The sequence below is a fragment of the Nonomuraea sp. CA-141351 genome (assembly GCF_050944675.1).
Classification (GTDB): Bacteria; Actinomycetota; Actinomycetes; order Streptosporangiales; family Streptosporangiaceae; genus Nonomuraea.
On the sequence record NZ_CP191982.1, the window covers coordinates 1940503 to 1956069 of the forward strand.

Here is a 15567-nt window from a genome sequence, read left to right on the forward strand (position 1 = left end):
GAGAGACATGAAGTACGCGTTCGTCGGGCTCGGGCACCGCGCACAGATGTACGTCGACGCGCTGCTCGGGGAGTGGCGCGACGCCGGCACCATCGTCGCCCTGTGCGACACGAACCGGACCCGCATGGACTATTACGTCGAGCGGATCGGTCACGAGGTGCCGCGTTTCACGCCAGATGAGTTCGACAAGGTGCTCGAGCTCGCCGACGCGGTCATCGTCACCACCGTCGACGCCACGCACGCCCGGTACGTGTGCGCGGCGCTCGACGCGGGGCGCGACGTCATAGTGGAGAAGCCGCTCACCATCGACGCCGAGAGCTGCGCGGCCATCGCGGAGGCGGCCGAGCGCAGCACCGGCAAGCTGATCGTCACGTTCAACTACCGGTACTCGCCCCGTAACTCGGCCGTGCGCCGCCTGCTGCAGGAGGGCGCGATCGGCAGGGTGACGTCCGTGCACTTCGAGTGGACGCTCGACACCATCCACGGCGCCGACTACTTCCGCCGCTGGCACCGCGAGCGGATCAATTCGGGCGGGCTGCTCGTCCACAAGTCCACCCACCACTTCGACCTGGTCAACTGGTGGCTCGCCGCCGCTCCCCAGACCGTCTTCGCCCAGGCCGACCTGCGCTTCTACGGCTCGGAGAACGCGCGCGAGCGCGGCCTGTCCGACCGTCCCACGCGCGGCCAGGGCGCTCCTGGACTCGGTACGGACCCGTTCATCCTGGACATCTCCAAGGATGACCGGCTCAAGCGGCTCTACCTGGACGCCGAGCACGAGGACGGCTACATCCGCGACCAGGACGTCTTCGGCGACGGGATCACCATCGACGACACCATGTCGGTGATGGTCCGCTACACCAACGGGTCCGTGCTGACCTACTCGCTCAACGCCTACGCGCCCTTCGAGGGCTACCGGGTGGCGTTCAACGGCACGGCCGGGCGGCTGGAGCTGGAGGTGGTCGAGCGGGCGTGGACCCCGCCGCACGCGGCCATCGACCCGAGCGCCGCCTCCAAGCAGCACAAGGCCGACTCGTGGGAGAAGCTCACCCTGCACCGCCAGTGGAGCGAGCCGGAGGAGGTGCCGATCGAGACCGGCGCCGGCGGGCACGGCGGCGGTGACCGCCTGCTGCTGAACGACGTCTTCCGCGGGCCGGGCGACGACCCGCTGAAGCGGCAGGCCGGCTACCGCGACGGGATCCGCAGCGTGCTGACGGGCCACGCGGCCAACGTCTCGGCCGCGAGCGGCGAGCCCGTGCACCTCGTCGACGAGGGCACGCGTGTTCGCTGAGCTGGCCGGCATCACCGCCGTGCAGCTCGGGGTCTATCCGTCTCTCCCCGGGCCCGAACTGCGCTCGGCCGCGCGTGCCGCCATGGGGGTGCTCGACCTCGCCGCTCAGGATGTGCGGGTCGAGCGCTCGTGGACGGACGGCGACCTCGCGGGGGAGGAGCTCTCCTGGTCGGTGGGGTTCGGGCCGCGTACCCACGCGTACCTGCTGCGCCCTCGGGACGCGGCCGGGCCGCTGCCCGGGGTGGTGGCGCTGCACTGCCACGGCGGGATGAAGTGGTTCGGCAAGGAGAAGATCGCCGACGGCCCCTCCGCGCCTTCCCCCGAGGTGCTGAGGGTCCGCGAGCGGCTCTACAGCGGTCGCGCGTACGCTAACGAGTTGGCCCGGCGCGGCTTCGTGGTGCTGGCCCCCGACGTGCTCACCTGGGGCAGCCGCCGCTTCCCGCTCGATGTCGACGAGCCCGGCCCTTACGACGCGGCGGCCAGGGATCACGAGCACGTGATCGCGAAGCACTGCGCCGCGCTGGGCACGTCCTTCGCGGGCGTGGCCGCGGGCGAGGACCTCGCCGCGGCGGCCTACCTCCGGTCACGGCCCGACGTCGGGCCGGTCGGGTGCGCCGGGCTCTCCGGAGGCGGGCTGCGAGCCGCGCTCCTGGGCGCGTTCGACCCGGACATCCGGGCCGTGGTCGTCACCGCGATGGTCTCGTCCTACCGCGACATGCTCGACGGGTACGTCGAGAAGCACACGTGGATGCTCTGGCCGCCAGGGCTGCCGCGCCTCGGCGACTGGCCCGACCTGGTCGCCGCCCGCGCGCCCGAGCCGCTCATGGTGCAGTACGCCCTGCGCGACGAGCTGTTCCCCGAGCCCGGCATGCGCCGGGCGCACGCCATGATCGAGGAGCGTTACCGAGACGCCCCCGGCGCCTATGAGGCGGTGTGGGCCGACGTGCCGCACAGCTTCGACCTGCCCATGCAGGAGCGGGCCTTCGACTGGCTGGCCCGGCACCTGAAGGAATAGGAGAGACGGCCGCCGCCCGGACCTGCCCCGGGCGGCGGCACTCTGCGTTTTCGGCTCAGTTACCCGACTTCCACGTGGCGATGAGCTTGTCGTAGTCGAGCGTCTCCGGCTTGCCGCGCTCGTCGGCCAGCTTCGGCGCGGGTGCGCCCGGCTGGTCGAACCAGTACTGGGCGGGGCGCTCGGGGTTCAGCTTCGGCGCGCAGTTGCCGCCGTAGCCGCGCCGTTCCAGCCGGGAGAGGATCTCGTCCTGCTGTTTGGCCAGGTTGTCCATGGACTGCTGGGCCGTCGTCTCGCCGGTCACCGCGGTGGCCACGTTCTGCCACCAGAGCTGGGCGAGCTTGGGATAGTCGGGCACGTTCGTCCCGGTCGGGGTCCACTGCTTGCGGGCCGGCGAGGCGTAGAACTCGATGAGCCCGCCGTACTTCTTGGAGTTCTCCGAGAAGTAGTCGCTCCTGATGTCGGAGTCGCGGATGAACGTCAGCCCCTTGATCGACTTCTTCAACGACACCGACTTCGACGTGACGAACTGCGCGTACAGCCAGGCCGCCGCCCTGCGGTCCTGCGGCGTGTTCCTGAGCAGCGTCCACGAGCCGGCGTCCTGGTAGCCGAGCTTGTTGCCCTGCTTCCAGTAGGCGCCGTGCGGGCTCGGCGCGATGCGCCACTTCGGCGTGCCGTCGCTGTTGACGACGGGCAGCCCAGGCTTGGTCATGTCGGCCGTGAACGAGGTGTACCAGAAGACCTGCTGGGCGATGTTGCCCTGGGCGGGCACCGGGCCGGCCTCGCTGAAGTTCATGCCCGCGGCCTCTCTGGGCGCGTACTTCTTGAGCCAGTCCACGTACTTGGTGAGCGAGTAGACCGCCGCGGGGCCGTTGACGTCGCCACCGCGGGTGACCGACGAGCCGACCGGGCGGCAGTTCTCGACCCTGATGCCCCATTCGTCCACTGGCAGGCCGTTGGGGATGCCGGGGTCGCCATTGCCTGCCATGGACAGCCAGGCGTCGGTGAAGCGCCAGCCCAGCGACGGGTCCTTCCTGCCGTAGTCCATGTGGCCGTAGACCTTCTTGCCGTCGATGGTCCCGTTCCCGTTGACCTTGTTGGTGAAGAAGTCGGCGATGTCCTCATAAGCCGCCCAGTTGACCGGGACGCCCAGGTCGTACCCGTACGCGGCCTTGAACTGCTTCTTGATCTCCGGATCGGTGAACCAGTCGTAGCGGAACCAGTACAGGTTGGCGAACTGCTGGTCGGGCAGCTGGTAGATCTTCTTGTCCGGGCCGGTGGTGAAGCTGATGCCGATGAAGTCGTTCAGGTCGAGCGTGGGCGAGGTGACGTTCTTGCCCTCGCCCGCCATGTAGTCGGACAGTGGGAAGACGTAGTTGCCGCGGGAGTGGGTGCCGATGAGGTCGGAGTCGTTGACGTACGCGTCGTAGATGTTCTGGTTGCCCTGGATCTGGGTCTGGAGCTTCTCGATGACGTCACCCTCCTGGATCAGATCGTGCTTGATCTTGATCCCGGTGATCTCGGTGAACGCCTTGGCCAGCGTCTGGGACTCGTACTCGTGAGTGGTGATCGTCTCGGAGACCACGTTGATCTCCATGCCCCGGTACGGCGCCGCGGCCTTGATGAACCAGTCCATCTCCGCCAACTGCTGGTCCTTGGACAGGGTGCTCGGCGTGAACTCCTCCGTCACCCACCGCTGCGCCGCGGCCTTGCCGTCGGACTCCTTGAAATCGCTCGCGGGCTTCTTCGCGCCCTGCGTGCAGCCGGCCGCTATCAGGACGAGCGCGACCAGACCTACCGTCGCGGACCTGCCTGCCCGATGACTCATCGTTTGGCTCCTCCTCTGTTAGCCCCATATCCCGATCACGACCGCCACCAGCAGCGCGCACCCGAGCGCGAGCCACATGGACAGGTCGGTGACAGCTATCCAGGCCGCCAGCACGACGGCGGCACTGATCAGGCCGATGTAGAGCCGGTCGCCACGATCGGTCTCGATGCGCAGGAAGCCCCGCCTGGCCACGGGAGGGGAGACGCGGGCCCAGACCGCCATCACGACCAGCAGCAGGGCCAGCCCGGCGAACACCAGGGCCGTGGGGGCGGTCCAGACCATCCACTCGAGCATCCCTAAACCCTCCCCATGGTGAAGCCTTTCGCAATGTAGTTGCGGACGAACCAGATGACGATCGCGCCCGGGACGATGGTGAGCACCCCCGCCGTGGCCAGCAGGCCCCAGTCGACTCCGGCCGCGCTCACCGTCCTGGTCATGGTCGCGGCGATCGGCTTGGCGTTCACCGAGGTGATGGTCCTGGCGATCAGCAGCTCGACCCAGCTGAACATGAAGCAGAAGAACAGCGTGACGCCGATCGCGGAGCGGATCATCGGCAGGAATATGCGGATGAAGAAACGGGGAAGTGAATAGCCGTCGATCGCGGCCGTCTCGTCGATTTCCCGCGGGATTCCCGACATGAAACCCTCGAGTATCCACACGGCGAGCGGGACGTTGAAGAGCATGTGAGCTATCGCGACACCGAGGTGCGTGTCGAAGAGCCCGACGCTCTGATAAATCTGGAAGAACGGCAGCAGGAACACCGCCGGCGGCGCCATGCGGTTCGTCAGGAGCCAGAAGAACAGGTGCTTGTCCCCGGCGAAACGGAATCGCGAGAACGCGTACGCCGCCGGCAACGCCACGACGAGCGACATCACGGCGTTCATCGAGGTGTAGACGATGGAGTTCAGATAGCTCGAATACCAGGCCGAGTCGGAGAAGAAAGTGGCGTAGTTGTCGAACGTCACGCGCTGCGGGATGAGCGAGAAGCTGCCGAGGATGTCCTCGTTCGGCCGGATCGACATCAGGAACATCCACAGCACCGGCAACATGAGCGTCGCCACGTAAAGCCAGAAGACCGTCCGCGCCCAGGGCAGCCGCCGCCCGGTGTGCCTGGCCATCGGGTCACCTCCCCGACCTGGTCAGCACGGTGAAGAAGACGTAGCAGAGGATCTGCACGATCAGGAAGTAGAGCAGCGAGAACGCGCCCGCCGGGCCCAGGTCGAACTGCCCGACCGCGATCTTCGACAGCAGGATGCTGAGGAACGACGTCGCGTTCCCCGGCCCGCCACCCGTCACCACGAACGGTTCGGTGTAGATCATGAAGCTGTCCATGAACCTGAGCAGGATCGCGATCGTCAGCACCCCGCGCAGCCTGGGCAACTGGATGTGGCGGAACGTGGCCCACGCTGACGCGCCGTCGATCTGCGCGGCCCGGAAGTACGGCTCGGGGATCGAGCGCAGCCCCGCGTACGCCAGCAGCGCCACCAGCGGCGTCCAGTGCCAGATGTCCATGAGCAGGACCGTGATCCAGGCGTCCGTGGAGTCCAGTGTGTAGTTGAAGTTGACGCCCAGGACGTTGTTGATCGTCCAGCCGCCCAGGCCGATGTCGCCGCGGGCGAAGATCTGCCAGATCGTGCCCACCACGTTCCACGGGATGAGCAGCGGCAGCGCCACCAGCACCAGCGCCACCGACACCTGTACGCCGCGGCGCGGCATCGACACCGCGAGCGCCACTCCCAGGGGGATCTCCAGCAGCAGCACCTGCGCCGAGAACAGCAGCGTGCGCACGAACGCCGAGCGCACCTCGGGATCGCGCGAGATCGAACGGAACCACTCCAGGCCGACGAAGATGCGGTCGCTGGGGCTGAAGACGTCCTGCACGGAGAAGTTGACCACGGTCATCAGCGGGATCACGGCCGTGAACGCCACCGACACGACCACCGGCAGCACCAGCCACCAGGCCCGGTTGTCCTTGCGCTTCAGGTCGGCCCGCGGCTCCTCCTGGACCTCGGTCACGCCGTACCCCTTCCGTTCAGCGGCGCGAGTGAGCCGCACCTGACCTGGTCGCGGAACAGGAACGTGCGGTCCGCCGGGAAGTGCAGGAACTCCACCGACTCGGGCGCGTAGGGCGATCCCGCCTCGGTCTTGGCGGTCACGGTGTGCTCGCCGACCAGGGCGTGCACCAGGTCATAAGCCCCCATGCGGTCGATCCCGGCCACCCGGGCCGCCACCCCAGGAGAGTTGCGGGCGCCGGTGATCTGCACGAACTCGGGCCGCACCCCGATCCTGACCGGACCGGGCGGCACGTCGCCGGTGACCAGGCCCACGTCCGCCTGCCCGACGCGTACGACGTCGCCGACGATCTCGGCGGGCAGCATGTTCATGCCCGGAGAGCCGATGAAGTGCCCCACGAACTCGTGCGCCGGCGACAGGAACAGTTCGGCCGGCTCGCCCGCCTGCACGATCGCCCCGTCGTTGACCACCACGACCTCGTCGGCGAACGTCAGCGCCTCGGTCTGGTCGTGCGTGACGTAGATCAGCGTATGGCCCGTGTCGCGGTGGATCTCCTTGAGCTTGCTGCGCAACGTCCACTTCAGCGCCGGGTCTACCACGGTGAGCGGCTCGTCCAGCAGCACCGCCGCCACCTGGGAGCGCACCAGGCCGCGGCCCAGGCTGACGATCTGCTGGCGGCCCGGGTCCAGGCGGCGTGACCTGCGGCGGAGCAGGTCGTCCAGGCCGAGGAGCCGGGCGACCTGGCGGACGCGCTCGTCGATCTCCTTCGCCGGATATTTCCGGTTGCGGAGGGGGAAGGCCAGGTTGTCGTATACCGACATTTCCTCGTACAGGACTGGGAACTGGAAGACCTGCGCGATGTTGCGGCCCGCGGTGGGCACGTCGGTGACGTCGCGGTCGTCGAAGAAGATCCGGCCCACCGTGGGCGTGATCAGGCCGGAGATGATGTTCAGGAGTGTGGTCTTGCCGCAGCCGCTCGGGCCCAGCAGCGCGTACGCCCTGGAGCTCTGCCAGGTCCAGGTCATCGGTTGGACGGCCCAGGTCCGGCCGCCGTCGTAGCTGTGGCCCACGCCTTCCAGCCGGATGTCAGCCATGCAGGTCGACCTCCGCGGCGCTGGTGGCGAGCAGGCGGCCGCCGTCCTCGTCGAAGACGAAGACGTGTGCCGGGTTCACGTACGCGACCGTGGTCTCGCCCGGGGTGAAGAGCTGGGTGCCCGGCAGGTGGGCGACCAGGTGGACCCGCCCCTGCAGGAGCAGGTGCAGGAACGTCGCGCTGCCCGTCACCTCGGCCAGCCTGATCTCGGCCGGCAGTTCCAGCGAGCCGGGGCCGTCGCGTTCGATGCTCACCTGGTGGGGCCGGACGCCGAGCATGACGTTGCGCCCGGAGGCGTGCGCGCGGGGCGCGGGGAAGGAGGTGCCGAGGCATTCGATCCTGCCGTCGCGTACGACGCCGGGCAGCAGGTTGAGCGGCGGGTCGCTGAGCGTGGCCGCGACGGCCAGCGTGGGCGGGTGGGCGTACATCTCGGCCACGTCGCCGATGTGCTGGACCCTGCCCTCGCCCAGGACCACTGTCGGCGCGGCGAACGTGAGCGCCTCGTTCGGGTCCGCCGTGGAGTAGAGGACCACGCCGGGGGAGTGCGCGAACATGGTCTTCAGGTCGGCGCGTAACTGCTCGCGGAGCTTGAAGTCCAGGTTGGCCAGGGGTTCGTCGAGGAGCAGCACGTCCACGGGGCGGGCCAGCGCGCGGGCGATGGCGGTGCGCTGCTGCTGGCCGCCCGACAGTTCGCTGGGTCTGCGATCGAGGAACGCCGCGATGCCCATGAGCTCCGCCACCTCGCGCACCCGCCGGTCGATCCCGTCACGGCGGAATCTCGGGTCGAGCCGGAGCGGGGAGGCGATGTTCTCGTAGACGGTCAGCGACGGGTAATTGGTGAATTGCTGGTAGACGAAGGCGACCGAGCGTTTTCGCACCGAAATGGCGGTGACGTCTTTTCCGTTGACCACGACCCGGCCCGAGTCCGGCGGTAACAATCCGGCGACGACGCGCATCAATGTCGTCTTTCCCGCGGTCATCGGGCCGATTAGCGTGGTCATTCCATTGGATAATTCCAGGCGAACGTCGTCAAGCCACGTCTCCCCGCGCCGCCGTACGAAGACGCCATCGAGAATCAGCGTCACTGTGCCGGTCCTCTCTGCTCGCCTCCATCTAACATGATCTGCAACTGTGTGCAAAGAGGGCATGTGGTATGGCAGTGAACAGTGTGACCTCTGGGTTAATTACGGCGCGCTTGCGAAGTCCTGCTCAGCTGGTGAAGACCTTCGCCACGAGCTCGTGCAGCTGTTTCCGCTCGTCCGCCGTCAGCGGCGCCAGCGTCTCCCGCTCCACGCGCTCGATCACGTCCAGCGCCCGGTCCAGCGCGTCACGGCCCGCGGGTGTCAGCGAGATCCGGTAGCGCCGCCGGTCGGCCGGGTCGCGGTCGCGCTCGGTCAGCCCCTCGTCCATCAGGCCGTCCATCAGCCGGACCATGTCGCTCGGATCGAGCCCGAGCCGGCCGCCGATCTCGCGCTGGGCGGCGGGCCCGAAGTCGGCCAGCGTGGCCAGCACGGCGAACTCCCACAGGCTCAGCCCCGTCTCGCCCGTCAGCCGGGCCGTGACAGTGCGACGGCTGCCGGCTCCGACCTTGTGCAGCACGAAGGTCGTGGTCGCGAGCAGGGTGGGCGGCAGGTCCATGTCCCCTAGTGTAGGTTGTCACCAATTATTGGTAGATACCCACTAATTTGGAGGAGACGCCGATGGACGTCCTCTACCCCCGCCTGCTCGTGCGCGACTTCCCGGCCTGCGCCGCGTTCTACCAGGCTGTGCTGCGCGAGCTGCACGGCGTCGAGCCGGTGAAGGTCCTGCCCGGCTACGCCAACTGGGACATCGAGGGGGAGGCCGGGCTGGTCCTGTTCGCCCGGGACAGGATCGCGGAGGCCGTCGGCACCGCGGACCTGCCCCGGGCCGCTCAGGACACCGCGATGCTGGTCATGAAGGTGGACGACGTCGACGAGGCGGCAGACTGTCTCGCCCGCCACGGCGCCACGGTCGCCGCCCCGCCCCAGGACCGTCCCGACTGGGCGCCGACCCTGCGTACCGCGCATCTCCGGGACCCGGAGGGCAACCTCATCGAATTGCAGTCGTACTGAGCTCGGAACGGTCGGGGAGCTCGGTCGAGTCCGGCATCGGCACCCCGGGACAGGTGGCGGTGACCCGCCCGGTCTCGAAGTAGCCGACCACCTTCGTGAGACAGCCCGGCACCCCGAGCGCGGAGCCGTGCACGTCGTCGTCGACGGTCACCACATGCCCGCCGACGGCCGCCCTCGTCTGCAGCGTCCACTCGTACGGTGACGGGCTCTCGTACAGGTGCCCCGACAGCACCAGCGAGCCGCCATGCCGCAGGCGCGTGGTCTGCACGGGCAGCGGCCACCCGGCGCACGGCGGGGAGAACGAGGTGGCCTCGCCGGTCACCGGGTAGCGCTGGAGGCGCTCGCGGTAGGCGTTCCAGGCCGAGTCGAACGTGCGCGCCCCCTGGTCCTCGTTGCAGAAGAACGCGACGTTCGCCGTCAGGTTGCCCCGCTCGGGCGCGCCGGCGGGCGCGCGCGACGGCCCGTTGCCGAAGATCTTCTTGATCGTCGGGGGCGCGGTGGGGCCGGTGGCGTCCACCAGTTCCTTCAGCACCCGGGCGGCCTCCGGCCAGGCGGGGCTCGGCTGGCTCGCCACCTCCGCGATCAACCGGCCGTCCGCGGTGAAGTCGATGTCGGTGAAGGTCAGGGGCTTGGCGTCGTACGCCTTGCGCAGGTCGGTCAGCGCCGACACCACCTGGTCCTTCGTCGTGCCGAACCCGTACACGTCGTTCCGTTCCGCGATCCACCCGGCCATCCGCTGGAAGTCGCGGTCGGTGGCCATGGCGCGGACCTCCGTGAAGACGTCCATCCTCGGCGTGGGCAGGGCCATGCTGTCCAGCCACATGCGGTGCACCTTGGCAGGGAACAGGCTGCGCAGGACCACGCCGAGCCAGGTGCCCCAGGAGACGCCCAAGAAGCTGATCTCCGACTCGCCCAGCGCGGAGCGGATCCGATCGATGTCGCGGGCCACGTTGGCGGTCGTGAGCTGACCGATGAAACCGGGGTCCGACTGGGCGCAGGCCTGGTTGTCCGTGACCGTCTGGTCGTAGACCTTCCTGGCCAGGTCCTCGCTGACGGGACCCGGCGGCGCCTGCTCCGGCTTGCCACCGGGGCACCTGGCCTTCGTGCTGTAGCCGACTCCGCGCGGGTCGAAGCCGATGAGGTCGTAGCGGGCGTTCAGCTTCGCGTCGGTCATGGCGAGGTCGAGCGGCATCAGGTAGCCGCTGCCGCCGGGGCCTCCCGGGTTGACCGCCAGGCTGCCCAGGCGGTGTTCCTGGTCGGTGGCCTTGAGCCTGGTCAGGGCGATGGTGATCTGCTTTCCGCCGGGGTCGGCGTAGTTCTGGGGGACGGTGAGCGTGCCGCACTCCGTCCTGCCGAGCAGTTCCCTGTACTCGGGGAGCCGATCGTCGTCGAGGCCCATCCAGCGCAGCACGTCATCGGAGTAGGCCGGGCATTCCTGCCAGGTGATGGCGGGCCGCTCGGCGACCGCGGGCGCGGCCAGCAGGCCGAGCGTGAGCAGGGTTCGTAAGATCATGCCCCCAGGCTCGCGGCGGACCCGCCCGGCCACATCCCCCTGTCGGGGGGCCCGCGGCTCACCTTCAGGGGATGATGGAGTCCACGTACCCGCCGTCGACCCGCACCGCGGCGCCCGTGGTCGCGGAGGCGAAGGGCGAGCTGAGGTAGACGACCATGTTCGCGATCTCCTCGGGCTCGATCAGGCGCTGCAGCAACGACTGGGAACGGTGCTGGAGCATGAACGCCCGCTGCGCCTCCTCCCACTCCAGGTCCTTGCCCATGAGGTCGTACACGAACTTCTCGACGCCCCCGGTGTGCGTCGGACCCGCGATGACCGAGTTGACCGTCACCCCGCTGCCCGCCGCCTCCTTGGCGAACCCCCTGGACACGGCCAGCAGCGCGGTCTTCGTCATGCCGTAGTGGATCATCTCGATGGGGATGACCACGGCGGAGTCGCTGGCGATGTACTGGATCCGGCCCCAGCCGCGCTCGACCATGCCGGGCAGGTAGGCGCGCGTGAGCCGGACCGCGGCCAGCACGTTGACGTCGAAGTAGCGCCGCCACTCGTCGTCGGTGATCTCGAGCGCGGGTTTGGCCTCGAAGATGCCCAGGTTGTTGACGAGGATGTCGACCTGGGGCAGCGCGCGCAGCACCGCCTCGCAGCCCTCGTCCGTGGTCACGTCGCCGGGCGCCGCTATCAGGTCGCCGACTTCTATCTGCTCGATGGCCATCGCGACGGAACTCTCGCTGCGGCCGTTGATCCCGACGTGGGCCCCCGCCAGCGCCAGCCCTTCGGCGATGGCCGCCCCGATGCCCTGAGTCGACCCGGTGACCAGCGCGGTCCTGCCGCTGAGATCGATACGCACGATGTCTACCCCCTGCTCGCCATTGTCCGTGGTCGGGATGCGAGAGGCGGCGCCTGGGTGGCACTCGCTCCCCATGAGTTCCCCACGAGTTCCCATGAGTACCCAATGAGTTCCTCGTGACTCGTGGCGAGGCCGGAGTGCCGGTCGGGTGCGTAGGCTTGGGGTGGCGTGGAAGGGGCGTGGGTGCACCGGGTCATCCTGTGGCTGGTCGTGGCGGTCGCCTTCGTGGTGAGCCTGGCCGCACCCGACAAGCCCGAGGTCGAGGCGTGCCAGTCGCGCGACACCCGGGTCGTCGCGCCGTACGCCGTCACCGGCTACTGGGTCATGCCCCGGGCAGATCCGTGTGTGACGCGGCGCATGGTGGAGGCCATCCACGCGATCGGCGGCGACACGCTGATCACGTTCGGCCCGAGGTTCAGCGCCCGCGAGGAGCCCGACTTCGCCGACTGCCTCGTGGACGGGCGGCCGTGCGCCGAGGTCCCAGGGGTCCGCCATGTCTACACCTACGTGACCAGCGAGGAGTTCGGGAAGGGGCTGCTGCGGTGCCCGGGGCTGGACCGGCGGATCGTGAGCAGGGGCCGGATCTTCTACCGGGTCTCCCTGGCCGGGTCATGCCAGGATCCCGTACAGGATGTCGTGCTCATCTCCACCGACGGCGACGGGCTCGGCAACCTGATGACCGAGGCGGCCGCGTACGGGATGACGGTCTTCCCTGGGCTGCCCGCCGCGCCGCAGTCAGCGGGTAAGCCGTGGGAGCCAGACCTCGCGCACATCGCCGCACTGAACGCCTTCACCGCGCGGGTGCTCGCCGACTACCGGGAGCGGTTCGGGAGGTCTTCCGCGTTCGGAGGGGTCTACCAGTCGTTCGAGCTGGCCATGCGGACGCGCGCGGCCAAGGACCCGATCATCGAGCTGTACGCGGCCCAGCACGCGGTCGTCGCCGCCACCCTGCCGGGGAAGAAGATCCTGGTCAGCCCGTACATCGACGCCCGGAAGGGCCGCGGGTTCCCGCCCGGGCAGGCGGAGGAGGGACTCGCCGACATCGCCGCGACCCGGGCGGGGGCGCCCATGGCCGTCGCCGTGCAGGACGGGCGGGGGACGGGGAAGGTGCCCGTCTACGGGGTTCATGAGGCGGAGGCCAAGGTCGCGCCGCGCCTGGTGCCGGTCGTCGGGGACGTGAGCAACGCGCAGGCGTACTACGGGGCCACCCGCGACTACATCGAGGCGGCGGCGCGGCGGGTGCCGTCCGGGGTGGAGCTGTGGGTGAACGTCGAGGGGTTCGAACCGACACCGGTGGACGGGGAGTGCGGGAGGGTCGATCCGTTGCCGTTGCGCGGGCGTACGACGAAGAGCAGGATCGACCAGCAGGTGATGGCGGCCGGGACGCATGCCGGAAAAATCATCTCTTACGGGTGGGATCCCTTCTTCACATGCCAGGCCCGCTACGACACGCCCTCACTGGCCGACGACATCGTGAGCGGGTGGCGGCAGCCGATCATCGTCGGCGCCTCGCGTAAGGAGATGAACGGGCGGCCCGGCATCCTCGTCGAGGGCTACAACCTGCGCGGCGGCACGCTCCGCTTCGACCCGCAGGGGGTGGCGGTCAAGCAGGAGTGGTACGAGAAGGGGCGGCTGGAGTCGGCATGGGCCCCGTACGTCCCCTCGGGCCCCTGGACCTCGATCACGGCCACGAACGAGACCGGCCAGTCCAGCTCCAGCGGCTACGTGATCCACTAGGCGAGCGCCTCCACGAGGATGTCGGCGAGCAGGGCTGCCTGCCTGCCGTCCTCGTCCAGGTCGGGATCGAAGATCGTGACCTCCAGTCCCGCGGCCCCCGGCAGGCCCACCAGCCCGCGGACCAGCTCGATGAACTGGTCGGCGTCGAGCCCACCCGGGGTGGGGGAGTCGACGGCGGACAGCACGGACGGGTCGAGCACGTCGACGTCCACGTGGATCCAGAACCCGTCGAGCTCGTCACGCACGAGCACCTTGCTCGCGTCGTCGAGGGAGATGTCGCTGCCGGGGATGTGGGCGATGCCGCTCTCCGCGAAGTCATTGAGATCCTCCCCGTCCCGCACCCCCAGCACGATCACGTCCTCGTCCCTGACGTACGGCCGCAGCCCGTCGATGTCCGTGAGGTAGCCGTCACCGCGCCCGGTCACCAGGGCCAGGTCCTCCCCGGCCGCCGCGCCGACGTGCGGGGAGTTGCCGAGGTGCCGGAAGTCGGAGTGCGCGTCCAGGTACGCCAGCCCGTACCGCCCACTCCTGCGCAGGGCGAGGGCGGGGCCGAGCAGGATCGAGCAGTCCCCGCCGAGCAGGACAGGGAACCCGCCCTCCTCCCTGATCGCGCTCACCCGGTCGGCCAGCCTGCGGGCGTAGCCGGCGATGGCGGGTCCGTTGCGCACGCCGCTTCCCGGCGTCCAGGTGGCCACGTAGCGGGGCGGGACCAGCGCCCCCGCGTCGGCAGCGCCGAGCCGCTGGACGAGACCGGCGTTCCGCAGTGCCCAGGGGGCTTTGTAGCAGCCGGGGACGGTGTCGGGGGCGAGTGGGCGCAGGCCGAGGTTGGAGGGCGCGTCGAGGACCGTGATGGTCTTGTCAGGGGTTATTGTGGTCATAGTCGTGACGGTAACAGAGGGAGAACGCGATGCGCCAGTTCGCCGAGACGGGTCTTGCGGCGCTCGATCTGGCCAACACGTGGGACGAGTACCTGGACGACCCTGAACGCCTGCCGGACGTGGGAGCACTGCGCCGCTTCTGCCAGGAACTGGCCGAGCCCATCACCCCGCCCCTGCCGTCCCGCGCGCGTGACGACGGCCAGGGCGGGAACGACCTGGAGGCGGTCCGCGCCGTCCGGGACCGGTTGCGCGCGGTGCTGTCCCGCGAGTCGGCGGAGCGGACGCCCGCCCTGGCCCGGTGGGCGGACGAGCTGCCGATACGGGTCGTCGTGGAAGAGGCGGACGGGGTGCCGCGGCAGCGGCTCAGGGCGCCTGAAGGAGCCACCCTGGCCGAACGGCTGGCCGTACGATCCGTCGCCGAGCTACTCGACCTCGCCGCTTCGGGCGACTGGGAGCGGCTACGCCTGTGCGCGGCCCGGCCATGCCAGGACGCCTTCGTGGATCGCAGCCGTCCGGGCAAGCGCCAGTTCTGCTCGACCCGCTGCGCCAACCGCGCCCACGCCGCCGCCTCCCGCGCCCGCCATCGTTGAGCACGGTCGCGAAGCTTCGAGACGCTTCAGTGGCAGTCATCACCTTCATAGAAGCAGATTGTCTGATCCACCCATACGTACGCCGGCGCTCCGAGGTCACGGCCGCTCCGGGTCAGGTGGGGTCACCAGACCGAGCACGATTCGAGAAGCTCGGGTCACGGAGCCGCACCTAGCCTGACCGCCATGGACATCAGCATTCACTGGACCTTCCTCCCGCACACCGACCCTGAAGCATCCCTGGCCTTCTATCGCGACACCCTCGGTTTCGAGGTCCGCAAGGACTTCGGAAACGGCACGATGCGCTGGATCACGGTCGGCCCCGCCGACCTGCCCGGCACGTCCATCGTCCTGTATCCGCCGGCCGCCGAACCCGGTATCACCGACGAGGAGCGCCGCATGATCGATGAGATGATGGCCAAGGGCACCTACGCCCGCATCGTCCTGGCCACCTCCGACCTCGACGGCGCGTTCACACGGCTCCAGGCCGGCGACGCCGAGCTCGTCCAGGAGCCGACCGAGCAGCCGTACGGCATCCGCGACTGCGCCTTCCGTGACCCCGCGGGCAACCTGATCCGCATCCAGGAGCTGCGCTGAGCCCACTGGCGATCGCAGCCATGACCTGGTGCCGTCGGCGAGCGGGGCCGGCGTTGTCCGGCCCGTGAAGGACGACTCTCA

Annotated in this window: 16 protein-coding genes; 6 read left to right on the top strand and 10 right to left on the bottom strand. The window is 69.2% G+C overall.

The genetic code is table 11. From position 1 onward, the window contains the following. Positions 1-7: 7 nt before the first annotated feature. Both ACQPWU_RS09680 and ACQPWU_RS09685 read left to right on the top strand, forming a co-directional pair. Positions 8-1288 carry a Gfo/Idh/MocA family protein gene (locus ACQPWU_RS09680; protein ID WP_433438490.1) on the top strand — a complete coding sequence of 427 codons (1281 nt, stop codon included), beginning with the start codon at positions 8-10 and terminating at the stop codon, positions 1286-1288. Further along, positions 1278-2303, top strand: a complete 1026-nt coding sequence (locus ACQPWU_RS09685; protein WP_433438491.1) for a dienelactone hydrolase family protein — start codon at positions 1278-1280, stop codon at positions 2301-2303. The genes ACQPWU_RS09680 and ACQPWU_RS09685 overlap by 11 nt, the downstream gene beginning before the upstream one ends. Positions 2304-2358: 55 nt before the next feature. Here the strand turns inward: ACQPWU_RS09685 and ACQPWU_RS09690 are convergent, their stop codons facing one another. The 7 genes from ACQPWU_RS09690 to ACQPWU_RS09720 all read right to left on the bottom strand — a co-directional run bounded on the left by ACQPWU_RS09690 (position 2359) and on the right by ACQPWU_RS09720 (position 8872). Then, positions 2359-4128 carry an ABC transporter substrate-binding protein gene (locus ACQPWU_RS09690; protein WP_433438492.1) on the bottom strand — a complete coding sequence of 590 codons (1770 nt, stop codon included), beginning with the start codon at positions 4126-4128 and terminating at the stop codon, positions 2359-2361. A gap of 18 nt (positions 4129-4146) precedes the next feature. Next, positions 4147-4422: a DUF2160 domain-containing protein gene (locus ACQPWU_RS09695; RefSeq protein ID WP_360688865.1), complete on the bottom strand. Its 276-nt coding sequence runs from the start codon at positions 4420-4422 to the stop codon at positions 4147-4149. A gap of 2 nt (positions 4423-4424) precedes the next feature. Beyond that, complete coding sequence (locus tag ACQPWU_RS09700; protein WP_360688867.1) at positions 4425-5246, bottom strand: carbohydrate ABC transporter permease; 822 nt, start codon at positions 5244-5246, stop codon at positions 4425-4427. Between the two features lie 4 nt (positions 5247-5250). Continuing rightward, positions 5251-6144, bottom strand: a complete 894-nt coding sequence (locus tag ACQPWU_RS09705; RefSeq protein WP_433438493.1) for a carbohydrate ABC transporter permease — start codon at positions 6142-6144, stop codon at positions 5251-5253. After that, on the bottom strand, positions 6141-7235 hold the full coding sequence (locus ACQPWU_RS09710) for an ABC transporter ATP-binding protein (protein WP_433438494.1): 1095 nt from the start codon (positions 7233-7235) through the stop codon (positions 6141-6143). Before ACQPWU_RS09710 ends, ACQPWU_RS09705 begins: the two co-directional genes overlap by 4 nt. Next, positions 7228-8382: an ABC transporter ATP-binding protein gene (locus tag ACQPWU_RS09715; RefSeq protein WP_433438495.1), complete on the bottom strand. Its 1155-nt coding sequence runs from the start codon at positions 8380-8382 to the stop codon at positions 7228-7230. Before ACQPWU_RS09715 ends, ACQPWU_RS09710 begins: the two co-directional genes overlap by 8 nt. Before the next feature lie 61 nt (positions 8383-8443). Then, positions 8444-8872 carry a MarR family winged helix-turn-helix transcriptional regulator gene (locus ACQPWU_RS09720; RefSeq protein ID WP_433438496.1) on the bottom strand — a complete coding sequence of 143 codons (429 nt, stop codon included), beginning with the start codon at positions 8870-8872 and terminating at the stop codon, positions 8444-8446. A 62-nt stretch (positions 8873-8934) separates the two neighbouring features. Between ACQPWU_RS09720 and ACQPWU_RS09725 the strand changes: the two genes are divergently transcribed. Further along, entirely contained in the window at positions 8935-9327 is a 393-nt protein-coding gene (locus ACQPWU_RS09725) for a VOC family protein (protein WP_433438497.1), read from the top strand. Here ACQPWU_RS09725 and ACQPWU_RS09730 read toward each other — a convergent pair. Both ACQPWU_RS09730 and ACQPWU_RS09735 read right to left on the bottom strand, forming a co-directional pair. Next, positions 9305-10840, bottom strand: coding sequence for an alpha/beta fold hydrolase (locus ACQPWU_RS09730; protein ID WP_433438498.1), 1536 nt, complete (start codon positions 10838-10840; stop codon positions 9305-9307). The two genes, ACQPWU_RS09725 and ACQPWU_RS09730, sit on opposite strands and share 23 nt — an antisense overlap. A 64-nt stretch (positions 10841-10904) precedes the next feature. Further along, a complete protein-coding gene (locus ACQPWU_RS09735; protein ID WP_433438499.1) occupies positions 10905-11687 on the bottom strand; it encodes an SDR family NAD(P)-dependent oxidoreductase in 783 nt (260 codons plus the stop codon). A 183-nt stretch (positions 11688-11870) separates the two neighbouring features. Between ACQPWU_RS09735 and ACQPWU_RS09740 the strand changes: the two genes are divergently transcribed. Continuing rightward, complete coding sequence (locus ACQPWU_RS09740) at positions 11871-13424, top strand: DUF4434 domain-containing protein (RefSeq protein WP_433438500.1); 1554 nt, start codon at positions 11871-11873, stop codon at positions 13422-13424. Here ACQPWU_RS09740 and ACQPWU_RS09745 read toward each other — a convergent pair. Beyond that, a complete protein-coding gene (locus ACQPWU_RS09745) occupies positions 13421-14302 on the bottom strand; it encodes an arginase family protein (RefSeq protein ID WP_433438501.1) in 882 nt (293 codons plus the stop codon). The two genes, ACQPWU_RS09740 and ACQPWU_RS09745, sit on opposite strands and share 4 nt — an antisense overlap. A 29-nt stretch (positions 14303-14331) precedes the next feature. On the opposite strand from ACQPWU_RS09745, the gene ACQPWU_RS09750 reads away from it, so the two are divergent. Both ACQPWU_RS09750 and ACQPWU_RS09755 read left to right on the top strand, forming a co-directional pair. Further along, entirely contained in the window at positions 14332-14892 is a 561-nt protein-coding gene (locus ACQPWU_RS09750; RefSeq protein ID WP_433438502.1) for a CGNR zinc finger domain-containing protein, read from the top strand. 183 nt (positions 14893-15075) lie between these two features. Continuing rightward, positions 15076-15486, top strand: a complete 411-nt coding sequence (locus ACQPWU_RS09755) for a VOC family protein (RefSeq protein ID WP_433438503.1) — start codon at positions 15076-15078, stop codon at positions 15484-15486. Positions 15487-15567 lie beyond the last annotated feature (81 nt).